Raw genomic sequence first — 19,926 nt, forward strand, 5'->3', positions numbered from 1 at the left:
CCTTCGTTTAATTGTTTTTGTGGAGCGCGTTGAAACGCAGCCTGTGTGGGCTATAGCAGGAGGTGTGCCAAACGAAGGAGGGGCGGTTTAGAGGGGTGTGGCGGCCTAAGTGAGCGGAAATCCGCTTACAGGGCTCGGCCTGCAAGCGGAATTCCGCCGAACCTGATCGTTCATTCGGGCAGGAACATCTCACGGGTCAGCCCATGGCGCTGCAGCTTTTCATTGAACGTTCGCCGTGGCAGTTGCAGTTCTTCGAGCACCGCTTTCACATCGCCCTTGTGTCGGCGCAACGCCGCGCGCAAACAATGTGCTTCAAACGCTTCCTGCTGCGCCGCCAGCGATTGCCCCGGATCGATGCCCTCAGGTGTAGGCTCGCTCAGGCCCAGCACCCGACGCTCGGCCACGTTCGCCAGTTCGCGCACATTGCCCGGCCAGTCGTGGCTCAGCAGATGACTCAACTGCGACCCGCTGAGCGGCGGGAACGTGCGGCCCAAGCGCTCGGCTGCATTCTGCGCAAACGTTTCGAACAGCAACGGAATGTCTTCGCGCCTGTCACGCAGCGGCGGCAGTCGCAACTCTGCCACGTTCAACCGATAAGCCAGGTCCTCGCGAAACCGTCCGGCCCGCGCCTCATCCAGCAGATCAGGCTTGGTCGCGGCGATGATCCGCAAGTCCACGCGAATGCTCTGATTGGACCCCAGCCGTTCAAGCTTCTGCTCCTGCAACACCCTCAGCAATTTCACCTGCTGGGCCAGTGGCATGCTTTCGATTTCATCGAGAAACAGCGTGCCGCCATCCGCGTATTCGAGCTTGCCGATACGCTTGCCCTGGGCGCCGGTGAAGGCGCCGCTTTCATGGCCAAACAGCTCGGCCTCGAACAACTGCTCGGGAATCGCTGCGCAATTCAACGCGACAAACGGCTTCGCGGCGCGCGGTCCGAAATCATGCAGGCAACGGGCAACCAGCTCCTTGCCGCTGCCGGTTTCACCGCGGATCAATACGTTGACCGGCAGTGCCGCGAGCTCCAGCACTTGCCGGCGCAGCGTTTGCAACCCCCGGGACACGCCGAGCAACGTCGCGTCGAGTTTGGCGCGGTTGTCCGCCTGCTCGTGCAGGGCGCGGTTTTCCAGCACCAGGCGGCGTTTGTCCAATGCGCGGCGCAGGCTGCCGAGCAGGGTTTGCGGGCTGAAGGGTTTTTCGAGAAAGTCGTAGGCACCATCGCGCATCGCGTCGACCGCCATCGGCACGTCGCCGTGGCCGGTCAGCAGGATCACCGGCAAATCGGCATCGCGGCGCTGCACTTCGGCCAGCAACTCCAGCCCGGTCATGCCGGGCATTCGCACGTCGCTGAGGATCACCCCGGGAAAATGCGCGGGCAGTTGCGCCAGGCATTCATCGGCGCGGCTGAAAAGCTTCACCTCGAAACCCGACAGGCTCAGCCATTGTTCGACGGCGCTGCGAATGCTGCTTTCATCGTCGACCACCATCACTGAATTCAGCATGGGCCTGAAGCCTCCGGATCGATGGGCAGGGTGAGGCTGAACACCGCGCCGTTGGCGTGGTTAGCGGCGCTCAGGCGTCCGCCCGATTCGTGAACGATGGCGAAGGATACGGCCAGACCGATGCCCAGGCCATCGCCCACCGGCTTGGTGGTGAAGAAAGGATCGAAGACCTTGACCAGATTTTCGTCGGCAATCCCGCTGCCGTTGTCGATGACGCTCAGACGCCAGAGTTGTTCGTCGGCCTCGAGGCGGATTTCCAGGCGTTTGCACGGTTTGTCCTGCATCGCGTCCAGGGCGTTGCGCAGCAGATTGATCAGCACCTGTTCCAGGCGGATCGCATCGCCCCGCACCCACGCCGGGCGCGTCAGGTGCAGCACGGTGCTGACCTGTTCATCGCGCAGCCGGGTGTCGAGCAAGTGCAACGATTGGTCGACCACCGCCGCCAGGTCCAGGCGTTCGCGCAAGCCGCTGGGGCTCTTGCGAGCGAAGGTTTTCAGGTGGCCAGTGAGGGCGGCCATGCGCGTCAGCATGTCGTCCACCGGTTTGAGCGCCTTGTAGGCGTCATCGACGCGGCCGTGATCGAGCAACAGCCGCAGCGTCGCCAGTTGCATGCGCTGGGCCGTGAGCGGTTGGTTGATTTCGTGGGCCAGTGCTGCCGACATCTGCCCGAGGGCGGCGAGTTTGGCCGATTGCACCAAGCTGTCCTGAGCGGTACGCAAATCGCGGGTACGTTCTTCCACCAATTGTTCAAGTTCCTCGCGGCTGCGCTGGCGCATTTTCGCCAGGCGCCAGCGCTGGTTGAGGAACAGCAGCAAAAACACCACGGTCAGCCACAGCCCGGCGGCGGCAAGCGCGGCGTTGCGACTGTCTTCGAACGCCACCTGCGGTCGACGCAACAAGTGCAACGTCCAGCCTTCGGTGGCCAGTGGCAGGGATTCCCACAGGTAATCCGTCTTGCCGTCCGGGCCATCGACCCGCGCCAGTTCACTGTTGTCGTCAAAGCGCCGCAGCGATTGATAGTCCAGCAGCGTCAGCGGTTGCTTGTCGTATTGGCGGGTGGCCTTGAGTTCGCTGTGATCGCTCTCGCCCAGCGGTTTCAACAGGCGATAGCGCCAGCCCGGCTGATTGGCGATGAAGATTATCCCGCGCGCGTCGCTCACCAGCAGCGTGTCGCTGCCTTGGCGCCATTCGCGCTCCAGTTCCGGAAATTCGAGTTTCACCACCATTGCACCGAGGAAGCCGCCAGCGTCATCGGTTACCGCATTGGACAGGAAGTAACCGGGAATTCCGCTGGTCACGCCCACCGCATAAAAACGTCCGGTGCCTTGAGTGCGGGTCTGGCTGAAATAGGGACGGAAACCGTAGTTGTGGCCGACGTAACTGCTGGGTAACCGCCAGTTGCTCGCCGCTACGGCGAGGCCGTTGCGATCAAGCAGTTCGAGGGTCGAGGACTGGGCGGCGCCGTTGATCTTTTCCAGTTTACGGTTCAACGCGTCTTGCTGTTCGGGCGTGACCGGCCCGTTGAGCGCCGAACGCAACTCGGGGTCGAGGGCGAGGACGGCGGGCAGGGCGCGGTAACGTTCGATCAGGGTGTGCAGCGAGGTGGCGTAGAGCCCGAGTTGCTGATTGGCGCGGGCGGCGTCTTCCACCATGGCCTGGCGCTCGGCGTGACGCATGGCCAACGTGGCGGCGAGGACTGCACCGGCGAGGATCAAAAAGGTGTACAGCGCCAGGCGCAGGGGGCGAGAAGACTCAGACATGCCGGGCATTACCCACTGTTGACGGAGGGGGCGCACCATACCACGCACGACGCAGGGGGATGTGTGGGCAATAAAAAAGGCGACAGGAGCATCCCCCTGTCGCCTTCGCTAGGTCAGTCGAAGCGCTTACTGCACTTCTACCGCCAGGCTTTCACTGATCTTTTTCTGCCAGATCGCGGGACCAGTGATGTGCACCGACTCACCCTTGCTATCCACCGCAACGGTCACCGGCATGTCTTTCACGTCGAACTCGTAGATCGCTTCCATGCCCAGTTCGGCGAATGCGACCACGCGGGATTTCTTGATCGCCTGCGCCACCAGGTACGCCGCGCCGCCGACTGCCATCAGGTAAACGGCTTTGTGGTCCTTGATCGCTTCGATTGCGGTCGGGCCGCGTTCGGATTTGCCGATCATGCCCAGCAGGCCGGTTTGCTCGAGGATCTGACGGGTGAACTTGTCCATCCGCGTCGCGGTGGTCGGACCGGCAGGGCCAACGACTTCTTCGCGCACCGGATCAACCGGGCCGACGTAGTAGATGAAGCGACCCTTGAGGTCCACCGGCAGGGTTTCACCCTTGTTCAGCATCTCGACCATGCGCTTGTGCGCGGCGTCGCGACCGGTAAGCATCTTGCCGTTGAGCAGGACAGTTTCGCCCGGCTTCCAGCTCTGCACGTCTTCCGGGGTCAGGGTGTCGAGGTTGACGCGACGAGCCGACGGGCCGGCTTCCCAGACGATTTCCGGGTAGGCGTCCAGCGGTGGCGCTTCCTGGGCAACCGGGCCGGAGCCGTCTAGCACAAAGTGCGTGTGACGGGTGGCGGCGCAGTTTGGGATCATGCACACCGGCAACGAAGCGGCGTGGGTCGGGTAATCCATGATCTTCACGTCGAGCACGGTAGTCAGGCCACCGAGGCCCTGGGCGCCGATGCCCAGTTGGTTGACCTTCTCGAACAGCTCCAGGCGCATCTCTTCGATACGGTTGGACGGGCCGCGCTTTTTCAGCTCGTGGATGTCGATGGATTCCATCAACACTTCCTTGGCCATGACGGCGGCTTTCTCGGCGGTGCCGCCGATGCCGATGCCGAGCATGCCCGGTGGGCACCAGCCGGCGCCCATGGTCGGAACGGTCTTCAATACCCAGTCGACGATCGAATCGGACGGGTTGAGCATGGCCATTTTCGACTTGTTCTCGGAACCGCCACCCTTGGCCGCCACGTCCACTTCCACGGTGTTACCCGGAACGATGGAGTAGTGGATCACAGCGGGGGTGTTGTCCTTGGTGTTTCTACGAGCGCCCGCCGGGTCGGCGAGAATCGAGGCACGCAGGACGTTTTCCGGCAGGTTGTACGCCTGGCGCACGCCTTGGTTGATCATGTCGTCAAGGCTCATGGTGGCGCCATCCCAGCGCACGTCCATGCCCACGCGGACAAACACGGTGACGATGCCGGTATCCTGGCAGATCGGCCGGTGGCCGGTGGCGCACATGCGCGAGTTGATCAGGATTTGCGCCATCGAATCACGGGCCGCTGGCGATTCTTCGCGCAGGTAGGCTTCGTGCATCGCCTGGATGAAGTCAACGGGGTGGTAATAGGAAATGAACTGCAGGGCGTCGGCAACGCTCTGAATCAGGTCGTCTTGCTTGATCACGGTCATTGGTCGCGCTCCTCTATAAAGACGGGAGTTGGAGTTGGGCGGCAAGCTGCAAGCTTTAAGCTACAAGCTGAAGGAAGTCCGCGTATCGCTTTGAACTTGAAGCTTGAAGCTTGAAGCTTACAGCTGATCCTCTGTCACACCGGGGCAGCAGGCGCGACGCTAAAAAGGCGCGGCAGTATAACGCGCCTCGCAGGGCTGCACACGCGCCGGCAGTCAATCGTTGGTCGCATACCGCCCACAACCTCGTCGCACGTCGGCCACAATCCCTTTCGCACGTCGCCCGCAATCTCTTTAGCAGCTGGCGAAGCCTGCGTCCGGCTACTACTGGGGATGTGGCGTCTACGGAAATGGGGTCAGCGTATTGACGCCATTTTATAGCCCAAAAATTGAATGGTCATTTACCCGGCTCGCCACTAGAGTGGCAGTCGGTCTGTAGAGTAGGACACTCAATCAGCCTCCATTCGCACGGTGAGTCAACGATTGACCCATAACGCCATTCAACGCCTTTTGCTCAAACGCTTTGCCCTCGCAGCCGGCACCTACGCCCTGGCTTTACTGCTGCTGTGGCTGGCGTTTTTCACTGGCCATTACGATCAGGCCCTGACCCACGTCGCCGTCGGCAGCGCGCTGGTGGTCATCAGTCAAGCGGCATTATTCGCCGTTTTTTACAGCGGCTGGAACCTGCGCTTTTCCGACCCCAGCCTGACCGAAGCACAAGTATTGCTGGGGCTGGGCTGGCAAACCTGGCTGATCGCCAATCTGGACGAGGCCCGCGGCGCGTTCCTGGTGTTCTACCTGCTGATTCTGCTGTTCGGGCTGTTTCACCTGTCGCGCCGGGCCTTCGTGCGTTGCGCGTTGCTGGTGTTTTTCAGTTTCTGCGCGGTCACGCTGTGGCAGGGCTACCATTTCGAGTTGGCCGACCCGGCGCTGGCGGCGTTGCAGGTGTGCGTGCTGTTTATCGTGCTGGTCTGGCTGGAGCTTTACGCCCGCTACGTTCAGGCTTCGCGCCAACGCATGCGCCAGCGCCGTTTCGCCTTGCAGGCGCATCAGGACACCCTGCGCGGGATGATGCGCCAGCTCGAAGACCTGGTCGCCACCGATGAATTGACCGGGTTGTTCAACCGCCGCCATTTCCTGCGCCTGGCTTCCCGCGAACTCAACGCCATGGACCCCGGCGTGGTGCACGGCCTGGCGCTGATCGACCTCGACCATTTCAAACGCATCAACGACGTGCACGGCCATGCTGCCGGAGACCAGGTGCTGCAAGCCTTTGCCGGCGTGGCCAGTGCCTGCTTGCGCGAAGGCGATGTGCTGGCGCGTTATGGCGGTGAAGAGTTTGTGGTGTTGCTGCCCGATTGCAGCGCCGAACGCCTGACATCGTGTTGTGAACGGCTGCGAATTGCCTTTACCGATGTCGAGTTGATTGGCCTGAAGGTCGGTAATCTCAGCCTGTCGGCGGGCATGACCCTGCTGGAGCTGGGCGACGATCTCGACGATGCCTTGCAGCGTGCCGATCAGGCGCTCTATCGCGCCAAACGCGATGGCCGCAATCGTTGCGCGGCGGCGTGGGAGAACGTCGGTGCCTGAGTTACGGGTCGGCGATCGTCAATGGTCGGTGGCGGCGGGCAGCAACCTGCTCGATGCATTGAACCAGAACGGTGTGCCAGTTCCCTACAGCTGCCGAGCCGGCAGTTGTCACGCGTGTCTGGTGCAGTGCACGCAGGGTCTGCCGAGTGATAGCCGCCCCGATGCCTTGAGTGCCGAGCAGCGTCAGCAAGGCTGGCGGCTGGCGTGCCAGTGTCAGGTGGTTGAGGATTTGCAGGTGCATGCCTTCGACCCGCTGCGGGACGGCCGGCCGGCCGAGGTTGTCGCTGTCGACTGGTTGAGCCGACACGTGTTGCGCCTGCGCCTGACGCCTCAACGTCCGTTGCGCTACAGCGCCGGCCAGCACCTGGTGTTGTGGGCCGGCAACGTGGCGAGACCGTATTCCCTGGCGAGCCTGCCGGAAGAAGACCGCTTTCTGGAATTTCATCTCGATTGTCGCCAACCCGGCGCCTTCACTGACGCTGCGCGTCGGTTGCAAATTGGCGATGCGTTGGGTCTCGGTGAATTGCGCGGTGGTGCGCTGCATTATGACGCCGACTGGCAGAGTCGACCGCTGTGGCTGATGGCGGCCGGCACCGGGCTCGGCCCGTTGTTCGGCGTGTTGCGCGAGGCCCTGCGTCAGGATCACCAAGGCGCCATCCGTGTAATTCACCTGGCCCATGATGCCGATGAGCATTATCTGGCCAAACCCCTGCAAGCCATGGCTGCCAGCCGACCGAACCTCAGTATCGAGCTGTGGACCCCGGCCGGGTTGACCGAGGCTTTGGCGCAACTGCGGCTTGTTTCCCGGCAAACCCAGGCCTTACTCTGCGGGTCCCCCGACAGCGTCGACGCTTTTGCCCGGCGCCTGTACCTGGCGGGACTGCCGCGCAATCAACTGCTGGCCGACGTCTTCCTGCCTCGCGGTTGAGCGCTGACTTTTCAGACGCGAGACCTTCCATGACCGATGCCATCCAGATTGAACGCGAACGCGGCCTGCTGACCTTGCGTCTGAACCGCCCGGACAAGAAAAACGCCCTGACCCGCGCCATGTACAGCCACTTGGCCAAAGCGCTGAAGCAGGCTGACACCGACCCGCAAATCAACGCGGTATTGATCACCGGCAGCACCGAATGCTTCACCGCCGGCAACGACATCGCCGACTTCCTGCAGGAACCGCCGAGCGACCTCGACAGTCCGGTGTTCCAGTTCATGCTCACGTTGCTCGAATGCCGAAAACCGGTGATCGCCGCCGTGGCTGGCGCGGCGGTGGGGATTGGCACGACGCTGTTGCTGCATTGCGATCTGGTGTATATCGCCCGTGATGCAAAGTTGCGCATGCCGTTCGTCAATCTCGGGCTGTGCCCGGAGTTTGGTTCCAGTTTGCTTTTACCGCGTTTGCTCGGGCATGCCAAGGCCGCCGAGTTGTTGCTGCTGGGCGAGGGATTTAGCGGCGAGCAAGCGGCCGAATGGGGCATTGCGACCGAAGCGTTGGACAGCGGCGTAGAAGCCTTGGCCAAGGCGCGAGAAATGGCGCTGCGGTTCGAATCGCTGCCAGCGGACGCAGTGCGCATCAGCAAGCAATTGATGAAAGACCCGGACCGCGAGCAGCTGCGCGAAGTGATCGCCGCAGAGGGCGCATTGTTTACCGAACGGCTGCGTTCGCCGGAAGCGGTGGCGGCGTTGTCGGGATTCATTAATCGGAGATGAGTCTTTACTCGCTGTGGTGCCGCATTCGTGGGGAATACTCCAATTTTGAAATTTTCTACGAAGCGCGTAGCTAAAAAACCGTTGGTCGCTACTGTCATTAATGACAGGTGCGAGGTCGTGTGAACAAGGTTTAAGTTGACTGGGTCCAGCTAATTTCTAGCTGTTAAGGAGACTTAATATGAGCGATTTACAGCCACCAGATGTACTTACACCCAAGTCAGGTCAAACTGTTCCGGTCTCATATCAATTAACAGGCACAGGCAAGCCAAGATACACAGTGATTGTAACTAGTGGGGGTGGGGTACCAGGTAGTTTTACGGTAGAAGATAACGGTCATTGGGGGGGGGAAGTGCGTACACAACCAGGAAACAAGTCACTTACTGCAATCCAGTTTAATGATTTCGAGGAGTCAGCACGCTCCCAGCCGATCTTATTTAAAGTTGGACACGAGTAGTAAATGTGAAGCCCCGCCATTCACATGGCGGGGCTTTCGTTTTTCAACAACCAGTCACTCAGACCATCGGATCGCCAACGTGGAGGATTTTCATCCCGTTGGTGCCACCGATGGTGTGGTAGCTGTCGCCCTTGGTCAGGATGACCCAGTCGCCTTTTTCCACAACACCACGTTTCAACAGCTCGTCGATTGCAGCCTGGCTGACTTGCTCAGGCGGCAAGGAGGCCGGGTCGAACGGGACGGTATAGACGCCACGGAACATGGCCGCGCGGGCCTGGGTTTCGCGGTGCGGGGAGAACGCGTAGATCGGCACCGAGGAACGGATGCGCGACATGATCAGCGGCGTGTAGCCACTTTCGGTCAACGCGATGATCGCCTTAACGCCCGGGAAGTGGTTGGCGGTGTACATCGCCGCCAGCGCGATGCTCTGGTCGCAGCTTTCGAAGACCTTCCCGATGCGGTGGCTGGAGGTCTTGCTGGTCGGGTGCTTTTCAGCGCCGACGCAGATGCGCGCCATCGCTTGAACGGCTTCCAGCGGGTACAGACCGGCCGCACTTTCCGCCGAAAGCATCACGGCGTCGGTGTAGTCGAGCACGGCGTTGGCCACGTCGGAGACTTCGGCACGGGTCGGCATCGGGTTCTGGATCATCGACTCCATCATCTGGGTCGCGACGATCACTGCCTTGTTGTGGCGGCGTGCGTGCAGAATGATTTTCTTCTGAATGCCCACCAGCTCGGCGTCGCCGATTTCCACGCCGAGGTCACCACGGGCAACCATGACGGCGTCCGAAGCAGCGATCAGGGCATCGAGGGTGTCGTCGTCGGCCACGGCTTCGGCGCGTTCAATCTTCGCCACGAGCCAGGCAGTGCCGCCGGCTTCGTCGCGCAGTTGACGGGCGTACTCCATATCGGCGGCATCACGCGGGAAGGACACGGCGAGGTAGTCGACTTCCATTTCCGCGGCGAGCTTGATGTCCGCCTTGTCTTTCTCGGTCAGGGCTGGCGCCGTCAGGCCACCGCCGCGACGGTTGATCCCTTTATGGTCGGACAGCGGGCCGCCGATCAGCACGGTGCAGTTCAGTTCGGTGGCAGTGGCGGTATCGACGCGCATCACCACGCGACCGTCGTCGAGCAGCAGCTCGTCGCCCACGCCACAATCCTTGACCAGGTCCGGGTAGTCGATGCCGACCACTTGCTGGTTGCCTTCGGTCAGAGGATGGCTGGTGGAGAAGGTGAACAGATCACCGATCTTCAGCTCGATCTTCTTGTTGGCGAATTTGGCGATACGGATCTTCGGGCCTTGCAGGTCACCCAGCAGGGCAACGAAGCGCCCATGCTTGGCAGCGAGGTCTCGCACCAGCTTCGCGCGAGCCTTGTGCTCGTCGGGGGTGCCGTGGGAGAAGTTCAGGCGGGCGACGTCCAGGCCAGCCAGAATCAGCTGTTCAAGAACTTCCGGCGAGTTACTGGCCGGGCCAAGGGTAGCGACGATTTTGGTACGACGGACGGACATGCAAAGACTCCTGAGTTCAAGCGCTGAGTGAGGCTACTATGCTCTCCCGTTGTAGTCATTGTTCATGTGCACTACTTATTCGTTTGTTTATTGAACCGAACATTCTTGAAGATTTTCGCCCACGGGTCGATACAGAGCTCAAGACAGGAGAACTCCCATGCGATTTGCGCTCATAGCCGTCCTTGCCCTCAGTGTTGTGGGCTGCACCCGTTTTGCCATGAACCACCATTTGAACAACGCCTACACCGCGTACGATCGTGGCAATTGCGAGCAAGTGACCCTCGAACTGTCGAAAGTCGAGCGTGACAGCCGCGCGCGGCCGTATGTGTGGCCGGAAGTGTCGATGCTGCGCGGTTTGTGCCTGGAACGGCAGAAACTGTTCGTCGATGCGGGGCAGACCTACCAATTCATCATCGCCTCGTACCCGCAAAGCGAATACGCCTACCGCGCCCAGGCCCGCCTGGACACCTTGCAATCGCTGGGTCACTTCCCGCTGCGCAGCTCGGCTACGACGACGGCGGTGCGTCCGACGCGGTTCTGATTGCACTTGTCATTCAACGGCTGGCTCACTCGCGAGGGTGAGCTATAGTCGAATAAACCGGTCTGAAGCCCTTGCTTCAGGACCGAGGCAACACCTGTGATCGGCAGGAGTAAGCGACAGCGGTTGCATGGACTGTCGCACCGGGATCGGGGAGAGCGCGCCGATTGCTTCGCCTTTATATAAAGGCAGGCAGGCCCGTTCCGAAGCATTAGTGCGGCCCTGCTTAAGGGCCTTGCTGGGCGTATTGCGCATGTTCACTGACCGCCGGATCGAGCGGCATCAACTGCCGTATTTTCTGAAAGTGTTCAACAGCGTCACCGACAAACCGATAGGTTTTCTCGGTAACGTCTCCGAAGACGGGCTGATGCTCATCAGTCAGTTGCCGATGATGATCGGCGCCGATTTCGATCTGCGCCTGAAAATCCCCATGGCCGATGGTGGTCAGCAGATCATCGACTTCAGGGCCTGTTGCCTGTGGTGTCATGAAGACGCCACCCCCCACCATTACGACGCCGGGTTCAGCCTGCAACGGGCACCGCCGGAGTATGGGGATTTGGTGGAGGCGCTGAAGGTGTACTTCAGTTTTCAGCCGTTGCCGGCGTCTGCCTGAGCAGAGATAGTGCGCTGGATGACGACCTGTAGGAGCCTGCTTGCTGGCGATGGCGTCGCCGAAATCGCCATCGCCAGCAAGCAGGCTCCTACAGGTTTTATGTCGTTTTCATGAATTGCGGATGATTCAGCGACTTTTCTACCAGCATTAAACCCACTCACTCAACTGATTAACGACCACGGCCATCGCCGTTCCTTATCATCATGGTCGGGCAAGCGTTCTCGTGGGCGGTGGCCACTGAAGTTCTTGCCACAAGACGAAAATACCGTTCATCGAGACTGTCATTATTGACAGGTAGGCAGCAATTATAAGTAGGTGTTAACTGTTTGGAACCCAAGGTTGTAAATGATGGGTCGCTATTCCGAGTCAACTAACAGTCATTGAGGTGTTTGGCTATGAGCGTTGAGAAGTTTGAAGAATCAGGAAGCGTCATTACCGGGCTTTCGCCTGAGAATGAGTTAAAGGCGGGGGAAAAGCTTATCGAATACACCATTAAAAGTGGTGGTGCTGAGGTAGATTTCAGGTTTAAGTACGAATTTCGGGGTCTCCAAGTTTCGATAGAACTGACTGGGTATCGGGTCAGACCTGGCAATGGCAGGAACAAAGGTAAACTGAGTGTATGGTTCTTGGGGGCTCCGTACTATAACTACATTGGCAAACGTGTGACCGATAAAGCAATTCAGAGCGGGGGTTGGCAGGGTCTGATATACGGTCAGGCGCTGACTCAAAGGGGCAATGAAGGTATATCGGTGCGGTGTGAATATCAGCTTGATACGCCAGGTGGTGATCCACCGTCCGAATATGCAACATTCTTTCTGCACGACCACACAGTTACGTCCTAGTGTTTGTCAATCAAGCGAACACGGCTGATTACTGATAAATTTTTATGCGTTGGTAGTTCGTCTCGCTATGTAGGATTTTAAGCCGTACTCGGGTCTCACACCTTGCCTGTGTTGTCGTATTTCAAATTAAAAGCTTCGCGACCTGGCTCGTTCCCGCACTGAATCTGTCAGGTGCTCAGACTTTGTGCCCGACAGCGATCAAATGTGGAAGCGAGCCTGTTTGCGAAGACTTCAGTTCAAAAATTGATCCTTCACGACTCAACGCTAAACCGCGCTGACCGCCTGCTCATTGGCCAGCGACTTTTCTACCAGCATCAACCCCAACTCACTCAACTGATAAATCATCACGGCCGAACGTCGTGCCTTGTCGTCGAGGCTGTCGGCCAGGTCGAGCAGCAGGTCGTTGACGGAGCAAAAGGTTTCGAAGGCTTGAATGGTGATGGATCTGGGGTCGGCGTCGGGATCGACGGTGAACATTGACATGCCGTTTACGTGGGGATTCGGTTTTTGCGTGGACATATTTACTGCTCCTTGATGAAGCTGCCACACCAATCCGCGACTAAACGAAGGGTGGCGGCTGAACGCAGGTTAGTCGACCGGAAGGAAGCAGAAAACCGGCGCGCCCGAGGGCGCCCTGCGCACAGCCACCATGAAGGTCAGGGATGGGGATACCTGACTTCACGACACTTGTGCACATCTGCTTCTCCTCCGGGCGACTAAACCCGGTCACTGAGAATTCAGCGACGCGGATCAAGTTACGTGGCGAGCCCAAGGCGCACAAGTCGGCGGATTCTGGTTGATCTGTAGGCAAACACGCAAGCTATGTAGGAGCGAGCTTGCTCGCGATGGACGTCAACGATAACCCTGGGAGTCTGATGCCCAGCGGCGTTCTCTCGACCATCGCGAGCAGGCTCGCTCCTACAGGGTTCGGTGAGGTCAAAACGCCCCGGCTTTTTTCCATTCCAGGTAACGCGTGACCAGCGCGGCGCCCAGTTCATGGGTGCTGGCATCCAGAACCGGCACGCCATGCGCCGTCAGCCGTTCATGCAGTTCCGCCCGTGCATTCAAAAAATCAACCGTCCCGCAATAAGCCAATGCGTCTGACAAGGTTTGCACCGTTGTCTGACGCACACTGTCGAGAACGTCTTCGCGCAGGCTCGTGACCAGCACCCGATGCTGCTGGCTCAGGCGTTTGACGGCCGTGAGCAGTTGCTCATCGTCTTCATCCCGCAGGTTGGTCACCAGGACCACCAGCGAACGGCGTTTTTGCCGGGCCAGCAGCTGCGTTGCTGCACTTTGGTAGTCGGCGCTGCGTTGGGTGCTGTTCAGGTCGTAGACGGTGTTGAGCAGAACGTTGAGTTGCCCGGTTCCCTTCACCGGCGCCAGATAGCGCGGTTGCTCGACTGCAAAGGTGCTGAGCCCCACCGCATCGCCCTGGCGCAATGCGATATGGCTAAGCAGCAGGCAGGCATTGAGCGCGTGATCGAAATGCGCCAGTTCCCCATCCTGGCTGCGCATGCGCCGGCCGCAATCGAGCATGAAGACAATTTGCTGGTCGCGTTCGTCCTGATACTCGCGGGCAATCGGCGTGCGCTGGCGAGCGGTGGCTTTCCAGTCAATCTGGCGCAGGCTGTCGCCTTCGCGAAATTCCCGCAGCTGATGAAACTCCAGTCCCAGACCACGTCGTTGCCGCTGGCGCACACCGAGCTGGCTGAGCCAGTTATCCACAGCCAGAAGTTGGCCGCCGTATAGGCGGGCGAAGTCGGGATAGACGCGGGTCTGGTCCGCCAGGCTCGGCAAGCGTTTTTCGGACCACAGGCCCATCGGGCTTGGCATGATGATTTCGCAGCACTCGAAGGTGAAGTGACCGCGCTTGAGCGGACGCAGGCGATAGCCGATCTGACTGTGCTGGCCGGGTTGCAGTTCGACTGACAGGGGCAGGTTTTCGACACTCAGGCCGTCCGGTACGTGGTCGAAAATCTGGATCTTCAAAGGCTGGTGGAAGTCATGTTCGATCTCGAGCCGTGCTTCGCTCCATCGGCCCAGCGCGAGGCTGCCGGGGAGTTGCCGTTTGATCCGGGGCGAGGGCAGGCGTTTGAGGCGAATGGCGTCGAGTATGGCCAGCGCCAGCAGCGCCAACAATAATCCCCAGTTGATCGAGAACAGGGTGGATGGAGCCGCGAAGTCCAGCGCCCGCAATGCGCCCAGCAAAATGCCGATGGCCAGCAGCATTGCAAGCCAGATCAGCAGCAGGCGCGAGGGTTTCACAGGCGCGGCGCCGGCACTTGATCGAGCAGTTGCTGCAACACCTGATCGACTTCCAGTCCTTCGATATCAAGCTCCGGTGCGATGCGTACGCGATGGCGCAGCACTGCCAGTGCGCAGCCCTTGATATCGTCAGGAATCACGAATTCGCCGCCGCGCAACAAGGCTCGCGCCCGTGCGCAGCGCACCAGTGCAATGGACGCCCGAGGCCCCGCGCCGAGGGTCAGGCCGGGCCAGCTGCGGGTGGTGCGGGCCAGGCGTACGGCGTAATCGAGCACCTGATCGTCCAGCGGCAAATCGCTGGCGATGCGTTGCAGAGCCACCACATCCTTGGCTTGCAACACAGTCCGCAGCGGTTGCACGTCGAGCATGTCGGCGCGGGTCGAGCGGCTGACCTGACGGACCATGGCCAGCTCTTGTTCGGCGTCGGGGTAATCCATCCGCACCTTGAGCATGAAGCGATCCAGCTCGGCTTCCGGCAACGGATAGGTGCCTTCCTGTTCGATGGGGTTTTGAGTGGCGAGCACCATGAATGGCTGCACGATGGGCAGTGCGCGGCCTTCGAGTGTGACTTGCCTTTCCTGCATGGCTTCGAGCAGCGCCGCCTGGGTTTTCGCCGGGGCGCGGTTGATCTCGTCGGCGAGCAACAGGTTGGTGAAAAGCGGACCTTTGCGCAGTTTGAATTGTTCGGTTTGCAGGTCGTAGACCGCGTGTCCGGTGACGTCGCTGGGCATCAGGTCCGGTGTGAACTGGATGCGCGCGAATTCGCCGCTGAAGCAGCGGGCGAGGGCCCGCACCAGCAGCGTCTTGCCCAGTCCCGGCACGCCTTCGAGCAGCACATGACCACCGGCAATCAGCGCCGTGAGCACGTCGTCGATCACCGTGTCCTGGCCGATCACGGCTTTTCGCAATTCTGCCCGGACCGCTTGGGCCAACTGACTGGCGCGCTGACGCTGTTGCGCGGCGTGGCTCGGTGCGTCGGGCTCGACGTGTTCACTCATAAGGCATTCCTCAAGGTTTGCAGGTGGGCGACCTGACGGCTGAATTCAACGCTGGACAGCCGTTGCTTCGGTCGCGGGCTCATCGCCTGGCTGATGGCGCGTGTGGGTTGGCCGCTCAGGCGTGCGAGCACCAGCCATTGTTCGGCGACGCCGAGTTGTTCGAAACCGGGATGACGGCGTCTCACCCGGCGCAGGATGTCTTGCTGCAAGGCCTGCAATAAACTGTCCTGACCGTTGCGGCGCAGCATGAAATCGGCGCTGGCGCGCAGGTGTTCCTGAAGTTGCCGACGGGCCCTTGGCGCCGCTTCAATCACCGGGCCCTGACGCACGCCGACATGCCAAAGGCCAAACCCGATCAGCGCGATCAGCGCGACCAGCGCCTGGGGGAAATAGCGCCATAACAGCGTCAGCAGGCCGTCGTGATCGGTATTGAACAGCAACGTCACGTTCGTGTCCGCAGTCAGGTACCACAGCAGCCAGGCGTTGTCGTACTGGTCGATGGCCGGGGTTTTCCAAAGGTCGGCGTCGGTGACCACGGTGATCGAACCGAGCCCGTGGTTCAGCTGCATCATGTGCGTGGCCTTGGCGCTGTTGGCCCAGGCTTGCGCGAGATTTTTCGGGTCTTCGAGATGGAACGCAGTATCAAAGGTGGCGTAGGCCGGCGCGTCTTCGTCCTCAAGGTAGAGCTTGGTCAGTTGAGGATAAGGGTCCTTGGCGATGCCCGCAGGAGGGTCTTTAAGGTCTTTGCTCATGGACTGGTGCACTTGAACCCGGTCGAGCAGCAGGTCGTTGCTCTGGCCGAGTTTTTCATCCCACAGTGATTCGGCGACAAACAGCAGGCGTCCGCCGGCACGGGTCCAGTTCATCACTTGATCGATCTGGCGCGGGGTCATGTTCGACCGGTCGCCGAGCAGCAGGAGGGTATGCTGGCGGGGTTCCAGCGTCGGCAGTACGTCGAGGCCGTTGGCATGGCTGACGGTCAGGCCCTGTTTGCGCAGGAAATGCTCGGCGGCGAGATACGGATTGGCCTGGGCTTCGGGCGCGGGGCCGTGATCAATCTCTTCCTGGTAGGGCGTTGCCTTGATGTACAGATAAACACTCAGCGCGCCCAACAGCAGCACGATGCACACGCCGGCCGTGAGCCACAGTCGCCGGTTCAACGCGCGACTCCCGGACCGAACAACGTCCGCCAGCCGTCACACAGTTGCTGTTGCAAATGCGCGGGTGGCAGACGATGCCCGTACGCCATGTTCTGCCAGTGCCCGGTCAGGTTTTTGCTGAAAGCGAGCAGCTCCGGTTGCTGCAGATGCTCGACACGCTCCAGCACTTGGCCTTCGGTGTCGGCGGGTTTCAGCGCCATGTGGTAATCGTGGAGCAAGTGACTGAGCAAGGCGCGATAGAGCAGACCGAGTGCCTCGCGTGGGTTGGATTGCCAAAGGCTTTCAGCACAGGAGGCGATGTCCGCTGGTAAGGTTTCGCGGTTGAGGTCGAGTCCGAATGCTTGCTGCGGTAGTGGTCGGTCCACTTTAAGCTTCAATGCTGGACGACGACTGACGAAAGTCTGCAACCAGTCGCGGTAGCGCCAGATCAACCAGCCGATGGCGCTGACCACTGCCCCCCACAGGACGATTTCAATCAAGGTCGTGAGGGCGCCGAAGCGTTGTTGATTAAGCAATTTGAGCAGCGCCTTCAGCCATTCGGATTCCTTGCCATCGTTGCCGGTTTCGGAGGTGGATTTGTCACCCCCACCAAAGCGATAGCGCGTGACCGTTTCCTTGTTCTTGAACGGCGGCTGATCGAGGATCGCCTTGATGGTGTCCTGGGATGCCTGGCTGGTCAGTGGCTGATCCAGCAGGCGCGGACTGTCGGGGGAAATGCCCGGCTCGGCGGCCCACCCGGTCTGCGCCGCTGGCATCAGCAGCAAGACCGCCAACAGCGAAGTGACTGCGACGCTGCTCACGCGCTGACGCAGGCGACGGAACACCAATTCGATGTCCCAGGCTTCCAGCACCGTGCGCCGATTCAGATAAAGGCTGAAACCGCAGGCCACGTAGATCGGTTCCCATACCACCAACACCAACACGTAAAACACATTGGTCAGGTGTTCCAGCCAGCGCCAGTCCTGTAAGGCGGCGGACAGCAACGTCTGCCACTTCCAGTCGATTTCGATCTGTTGCGGCAGGAGCAGGTAGAACAGCACCATCAGGCCGATCCACAGCGCACTTTCCAGATGCACGCCGATGATCGTCAGCCAGCGCGCAGCCCCACCATCGCGTTGCAACAGCACCTGCAAACGCTGTTGTCGTTCCAGACCTGCCAAGCCTTCGAGTTGCACCACCGGCATCAGGAAACTGCGGCTCAGGCTGAAGCGTCGCCAGGTCAGGCTGGCCAGCAGTTGCGGTTTGAGCAGCCGTGGCCATTGGCGCAGCGCCTGTTTCAGCGTGGGCGTTTCACCGAACATGGCCTTGGACAGAATGTACAGCGGCAGGCGCTCGAACGCCGGTTTCAACCACCAGAAGATGAACGCGGCGAGGGAAGGGGAATCCCACAGGAGCCAACTGAGCACGGCAAAAAAAGGCAGGGTCACGATGGCCCAACTGGTCATCAGCACGCGTCGGTGCCGCTGGCTCAGCAAAACGCCGAGGTCCATGGCTTCCCAGGTGGTTCGCGGTCGGATCACCACGGTCGCGTCACTCAGGCGCATGGCGATTCCGTCCGGCCAACAGCAGATAACTCAACACCAGCATCCACAGTCCTGCGCCGACCAGGTATTTGGTCAACGGCGCAGGCCCGGTCTTCGACGACCAATAGGCTTCGATAAACGCCGCAATCAGCAGAAACAGCATGACACCGCAAATCAGCAGCACGCTTTTACGCGCAGCGATTCGCAGGGCTTCGGTGCGCGGCAGGCGTCCCGGCGCGATCAAGGCCCAGCCCAATTGCAGGCCGGCGGCACCTGCCAGCGCGATCGCACTAAGCTCGAAAGCACCGTGGCCAATCACGAAAGACCAGAAGGTTTGCCCGTAGCCGATCTGTGTCAGATGCCCGGCCACCGCGCCGATCATCAAGCCATTGAAGAAGAGGAAAAACGCGCTGCCCAGGCCAAACAGCAAACCGCTGGCAAAGGTCTGAAAAGCGATGCCGATGTTGTGCATGATGTAGAAACCGAACATCACCCAGTCTTCACTGGCCGCCCGCTCCGTCGAGCGCCCCAGGTGTCCGGCGTTGGGGTCATACATGCTCTGCATGTCGCTGACCTGTTGCGCCGGGATCAGGTTGTAGACCAGGTCCGGAAACAGAAAGACCAGCAACGCGATGCCGATCAGGCTGCCGAAAAACATCAGGCCGGCCGCGATCACGAAGCGCCACTGCTCGCGCACCAGCCGCGGGAAATCCGCGAGGATGAAGCCCAGCACATTGGCCCCCAATCGGGCGCGATGTCGGTAGAGCTGTTGGTGCCCGCGCAGAACCTGTTGCTGCAACGAATCGATCAGAAAACTGCTGTAGCCACGTTCCCGGGCAAGGGCCAGATGCTGACAAAGCCTTCGATAATCTTTCGGGAAATTGGCGCTCCGTGACTCGTCCTTGCTGCGTTCCAGCCTGTCGAGCAGCAGGGAAAATTGCACCCATTCAGGGTTGTGGCGATTCTCGAAAAGGCTTTGCTTCATGCCGGACCCAATAAGCCGCGGGCAATCCCGTTGAGTTCGGCGAGCGCCCTTGGCGTGGGCACCTGCAACGGTTGGGCGAGGATCGAAGCGAGTTCCGTGACCCGCGCTTCGGAAAGTTCGCCCTGGCGTTCGGCAAACCCGAGGATGGCGCGTTGCTCGGGCAATGTCAGGGCAAACGCAGGGCGCCGAGGCTCGGCCTCAGGCAATAGCGGACGTGTCAACGGCTGTTCGCGGTAAATCACCAGCGTGCCGGCGGCGATGTCGCCGAGGCGTTTGAAGCTGGGGTGTTGCAGGCAGCTGACGGCGCCGAGGAAATAGCCGAACGGCAACAGGTCGACAAAGCGCAGCAGGTTGCGCAACAGCGAGGCGGACCAGCCGATCGGCGTGCCGTCGTCCTGCACAACCCGCAGGCCCATCCATTGCTTTCCCGGCGAGCGGCCCTGGTTGAGCACTTCGAACAGCACCATGTACCACCAGCTCACTGCGAACAACAGGATTGAGCCCAGCCCGGCGCCCAGTTTGCCGAGAAACGCCAGGACAATGAACAGCAGGCCCAGAATTACCCCGCGTAGCCCAAGGTCGATGGCGAACGCCAGCGCACGAACCATCAACCCGGCCGGGCGCAGTGGCAGGTCGATGCCTTCCGGCGTTTCAACCTGATACCGTGTATCCAGTGGCGGGGACAGCGTCGCTTTCCTTGGCAGTGCTGTGGTCTCGAGCATGGGCAACCTTGGTGTTGAGGCCTGATCGGGATTTTCTGTCCGCCCGATGCTAGCAGCCTCTTGGGGGGGAACGACATAACTATGTATTGCACGATGCGTTGCCAGAA

At 60.5% G+C, this 19,926-nt stretch carries 17 protein-coding genes; 6 read left to right on the forward strand and 11 right to left on the reverse strand.

All coding sequences use genetic code 11. The features are described from left to right. Window positions 1-170 precede the first annotated feature (170 nt). The 3 genes from ACYZT4_RS27035 to ACYZT4_RS27045 all read right to left on the reverse strand — a co-directional run bounded on the left by ACYZT4_RS27035 (window position 171) and on the right by ACYZT4_RS27045 (window position 4,912). Window positions 171-1,502 (reverse strand): sigma-54-dependent transcriptional regulator, encoded by a 1,332-nt coding sequence (locus tag ACYZT4_RS27035; protein WP_461984161.1) that lies wholly within the window; start codon window positions 1,500-1,502, stop codon window positions 171-173. Then, complete coding sequence (locus ACYZT4_RS27040; RefSeq protein WP_461984163.1) at window positions 1,496-3,262, reverse strand: ATP-binding protein; 1,767 nt, start codon at window positions 3,260-3,262, stop codon at window positions 1,496-1,498. Before ACYZT4_RS27040 ends, ACYZT4_RS27035 begins: the two co-directional genes overlap by 7 nt. Before the next feature lie 126 nt (window positions 3,263-3,388). After that, a complete protein-coding gene (locus tag ACYZT4_RS27045; protein ID WP_461984165.1) occupies window positions 3,389-4,912 on the reverse strand; it encodes a fumarate hydratase in 1,524 nt (507 codons plus the stop codon). A gap of 480 nt (window positions 4,913-5,392) precedes the next feature. Here ACYZT4_RS27045 and ACYZT4_RS27050 point away from each other — a divergent pair, with 480 nt between their 5' ends. The 3 genes from ACYZT4_RS27050 to ACYZT4_RS27060 are packed head-to-tail and all read left to right on the forward strand — an operon-like array spanning window position 5,393 to window position 8,206. Continuing rightward, a complete protein-coding gene (locus ACYZT4_RS27050) occupies window positions 5,393-6,499 on the forward strand; it encodes a GGDEF domain-containing protein (RefSeq protein ID WP_461984167.1) in 1,107 nt (368 codons plus the stop codon). Continuing rightward, complete coding sequence (locus ACYZT4_RS27055) at window positions 6,492-7,427, forward strand: iron-sulfur-binding ferredoxin reductase (protein ID WP_461984169.1); 936 nt, start codon at window positions 6,492-6,494, stop codon at window positions 7,425-7,427. The genes ACYZT4_RS27050 and ACYZT4_RS27055 overlap by 8 nt, the downstream gene beginning before the upstream one ends. Before the next feature lie 29 nt (window positions 7,428-7,456). Next, entirely contained in the window at window positions 7,457-8,206 is a 750-nt protein-coding gene (locus tag ACYZT4_RS27060) for an enoyl-CoA hydratase-related protein (RefSeq protein WP_461984171.1), read from the forward strand. Between the two features lie 512 nt (window positions 8,207-8,718). On the opposite strand, the gene pyk is transcribed toward ACYZT4_RS27060, so the two are convergent. Continuing rightward, window positions 8,719-10,170, reverse strand: coding sequence for a pyruvate kinase (gene pyk, locus ACYZT4_RS27065; protein ID WP_461984173.1), 1,452 nt, complete (start codon window positions 10,168-10,170; stop codon window positions 8,719-8,721). A 157-nt stretch (window positions 10,171-10,327) separates the two neighbouring features. Here pyk and ACYZT4_RS27070 point away from each other — a divergent pair, with 157 nt between their 5' ends. From ACYZT4_RS27070 to ACYZT4_RS27080, 3 genes are all read left to right on the forward strand, one after another. After that, window positions 10,328-10,711 carry a tetratricopeptide repeat protein gene (locus ACYZT4_RS27070; RefSeq protein WP_461984174.1) on the forward strand — a complete coding sequence of 128 codons (384 nt, stop codon included), beginning with the start codon at window positions 10,328-10,330 and terminating at the stop codon, window positions 10,709-10,711. A gap of 250 nt (window positions 10,712-10,961) precedes the next feature. Then, window positions 10,962-11,321, forward strand: coding sequence for a PilZ domain-containing protein (locus tag ACYZT4_RS27075; RefSeq protein ID WP_461984176.1), 360 nt, complete (start codon window positions 10,962-10,964; stop codon window positions 11,319-11,321). 395 nt (window positions 11,322-11,716) lie between these two features. After that, window positions 11,717-12,163, forward strand: a complete 447-nt coding sequence (locus ACYZT4_RS27080; protein ID WP_461984179.1) for a hypothetical protein — start codon at window positions 11,717-11,719, stop codon at window positions 12,161-12,163. Between the two features lie 264 nt (window positions 12,164-12,427). Here ACYZT4_RS27080 and ACYZT4_RS27085 read toward each other — a convergent pair whose 3' ends face one another. The 7 genes from ACYZT4_RS27085 to ACYZT4_RS27115 all read right to left on the reverse strand — a co-directional run bounded on the left by ACYZT4_RS27085 (window position 12,428) and on the right by ACYZT4_RS27115 (window position 19,819). Continuing rightward, window positions 12,428-12,682, reverse strand: a complete 255-nt coding sequence (locus tag ACYZT4_RS27085) for a DUF6124 family protein (protein ID WP_461984181.1) — start codon at window positions 12,680-12,682, stop codon at window positions 12,428-12,430. A 417-nt stretch (window positions 12,683-13,099) separates the two neighbouring features. After that, complete coding sequence (locus tag ACYZT4_RS27090) at window positions 13,100-14,431, reverse strand: DUF58 domain-containing protein (protein ID WP_461984183.1); 1,332 nt, start codon at window positions 14,429-14,431, stop codon at window positions 13,100-13,102. Next, complete coding sequence (locus ACYZT4_RS27095) at window positions 14,428-15,429, reverse strand: AAA family ATPase (RefSeq protein WP_461984185.1); 1,002 nt, start codon at window positions 15,427-15,429, stop codon at window positions 14,428-14,430. The genes ACYZT4_RS27090 and ACYZT4_RS27095 overlap by 4 nt, the downstream gene beginning before the upstream one ends. Beyond that, the gene (locus ACYZT4_RS27100) at window positions 15,426-16,589 is read right to left on the reverse strand and encodes a DUF4350 domain-containing protein (protein ID WP_461984187.1); all 1,164 of its coding nucleotides are present in this window, start codon (window positions 16,587-16,589) and stop codon (window positions 15,426-15,428) included. The genes ACYZT4_RS27095 and ACYZT4_RS27100 overlap by 4 nt, the downstream gene beginning before the upstream one ends. Further along, window positions 16,586-18,133 (reverse strand): DUF4129 domain-containing protein, encoded by a 1,548-nt coding sequence (locus ACYZT4_RS27105; RefSeq protein WP_461984189.1) that lies wholly within the window; start codon window positions 18,131-18,133, stop codon window positions 16,586-16,588. Before ACYZT4_RS27105 ends, ACYZT4_RS27100 begins: the two co-directional genes overlap by 4 nt. Continuing rightward, entirely contained in the window at window positions 18,120-19,097 is a 978-nt protein-coding gene (locus tag ACYZT4_RS27110) for a stage II sporulation protein M (RefSeq protein ID WP_461984191.1), read from the reverse strand. Before ACYZT4_RS27110 ends, ACYZT4_RS27105 begins: the two co-directional genes overlap by 14 nt. Further along, window positions 19,094-19,819 carry an RDD family protein gene (locus ACYZT4_RS27115; protein WP_461984193.1) on the reverse strand — a complete coding sequence of 242 codons (726 nt, stop codon included), beginning with the start codon at window positions 19,817-19,819 and terminating at the stop codon, window positions 19,094-19,096. Before ACYZT4_RS27115 ends, ACYZT4_RS27110 begins: the two co-directional genes overlap by 4 nt. Window positions 19,820-19,926: the final 107 nt, after the last annotated feature.

It is taken from the genome of Pseudomonas sp. GB2N2 (genome assembly GCF_054897705.1).

What these genes read in the sequence shown, in the direction of transcription:
- ACYZT4_RS27040 (WP_461984163.1), bottom strand. Translation starts at nt 3,262, where the DNA reads ATGTCTGAGTCTTCTCGCCCCCTGCGCCTGGCGCTGTACACCTTTTTG.
- ACYZT4_RS27080 (WP_461984179.1), top strand. Translation starts at nt 11,717, where the DNA reads ATGAGCGTTGAGAAGTTTGAAGAATCAGGAAGCGTCATTACCGGGCTT.
- pyk (WP_461984173.1), bottom strand. Translation starts at nt 10,170, where the DNA reads ATGTCCGTCCGTCGTACCAAAATCGTCGCTACCCTTGGCCCGGCCAGT.
- ACYZT4_RS27105 (WP_461984189.1), bottom strand. Translation starts at nt 18,133, where the DNA reads ATGCGCCTGAGTGACGCGACCGTGGTGATCCGACCGCGAACCACCTGG.
- ACYZT4_RS27095 (WP_461984185.1), bottom strand. Translation starts at nt 15,429, where the DNA reads ATGAGTGAACACGTCGAGCCCGACGCACCGAGCCACGCCGCGCAACAG.
- ACYZT4_RS27070 (WP_461984174.1), top strand. Translation starts at nt 10,328, where the DNA reads ATGCGATTTGCGCTCATAGCCGTCCTTGCCCTCAGTGTTGTGGGCTGC.
- ACYZT4_RS27085 (WP_461984181.1), bottom strand. Translation starts at nt 12,682, where the DNA reads ATGTCCACGCAAAAACCGAATCCCCACGTAAACGGCATGTCAATGTTC.
- ACYZT4_RS27115 (WP_461984193.1), bottom strand. Translation starts at nt 19,819, where the DNA reads ATGCTCGAGACCACAGCACTGCCAAGGAAAGCGACGCTGTCCCCGCCA.
- ACYZT4_RS27110 (WP_461984191.1), bottom strand. Translation starts at nt 19,097, where the DNA reads ATGAAGCAAAGCCTTTTCGAGAATCGCCACAACCCTGAATGGGTGCAA.
- ACYZT4_RS27075 (WP_461984176.1), top strand. Translation starts at nt 10,962, where the DNA reads ATGTTCACTGACCGCCGGATCGAGCGGCATCAACTGCCGTATTTTCTG.
- ACYZT4_RS27045 (WP_461984165.1), bottom strand. Translation starts at nt 4,912, where the DNA reads ATGACCGTGATCAAGCAAGACGACCTGATTCAGAGCGTTGCCGACGCC.
- ACYZT4_RS27060 (WP_461984171.1), top strand. Translation starts at nt 7,457, where the DNA reads ATGACCGATGCCATCCAGATTGAACGCGAACGCGGCCTGCTGACCTTG.
- ACYZT4_RS27035 (WP_461984161.1), bottom strand. Translation starts at nt 1,502, where the DNA reads ATGCTGAATTCAGTGATGGTGGTCGACGATGAAAGCAGCATTCGCAGC.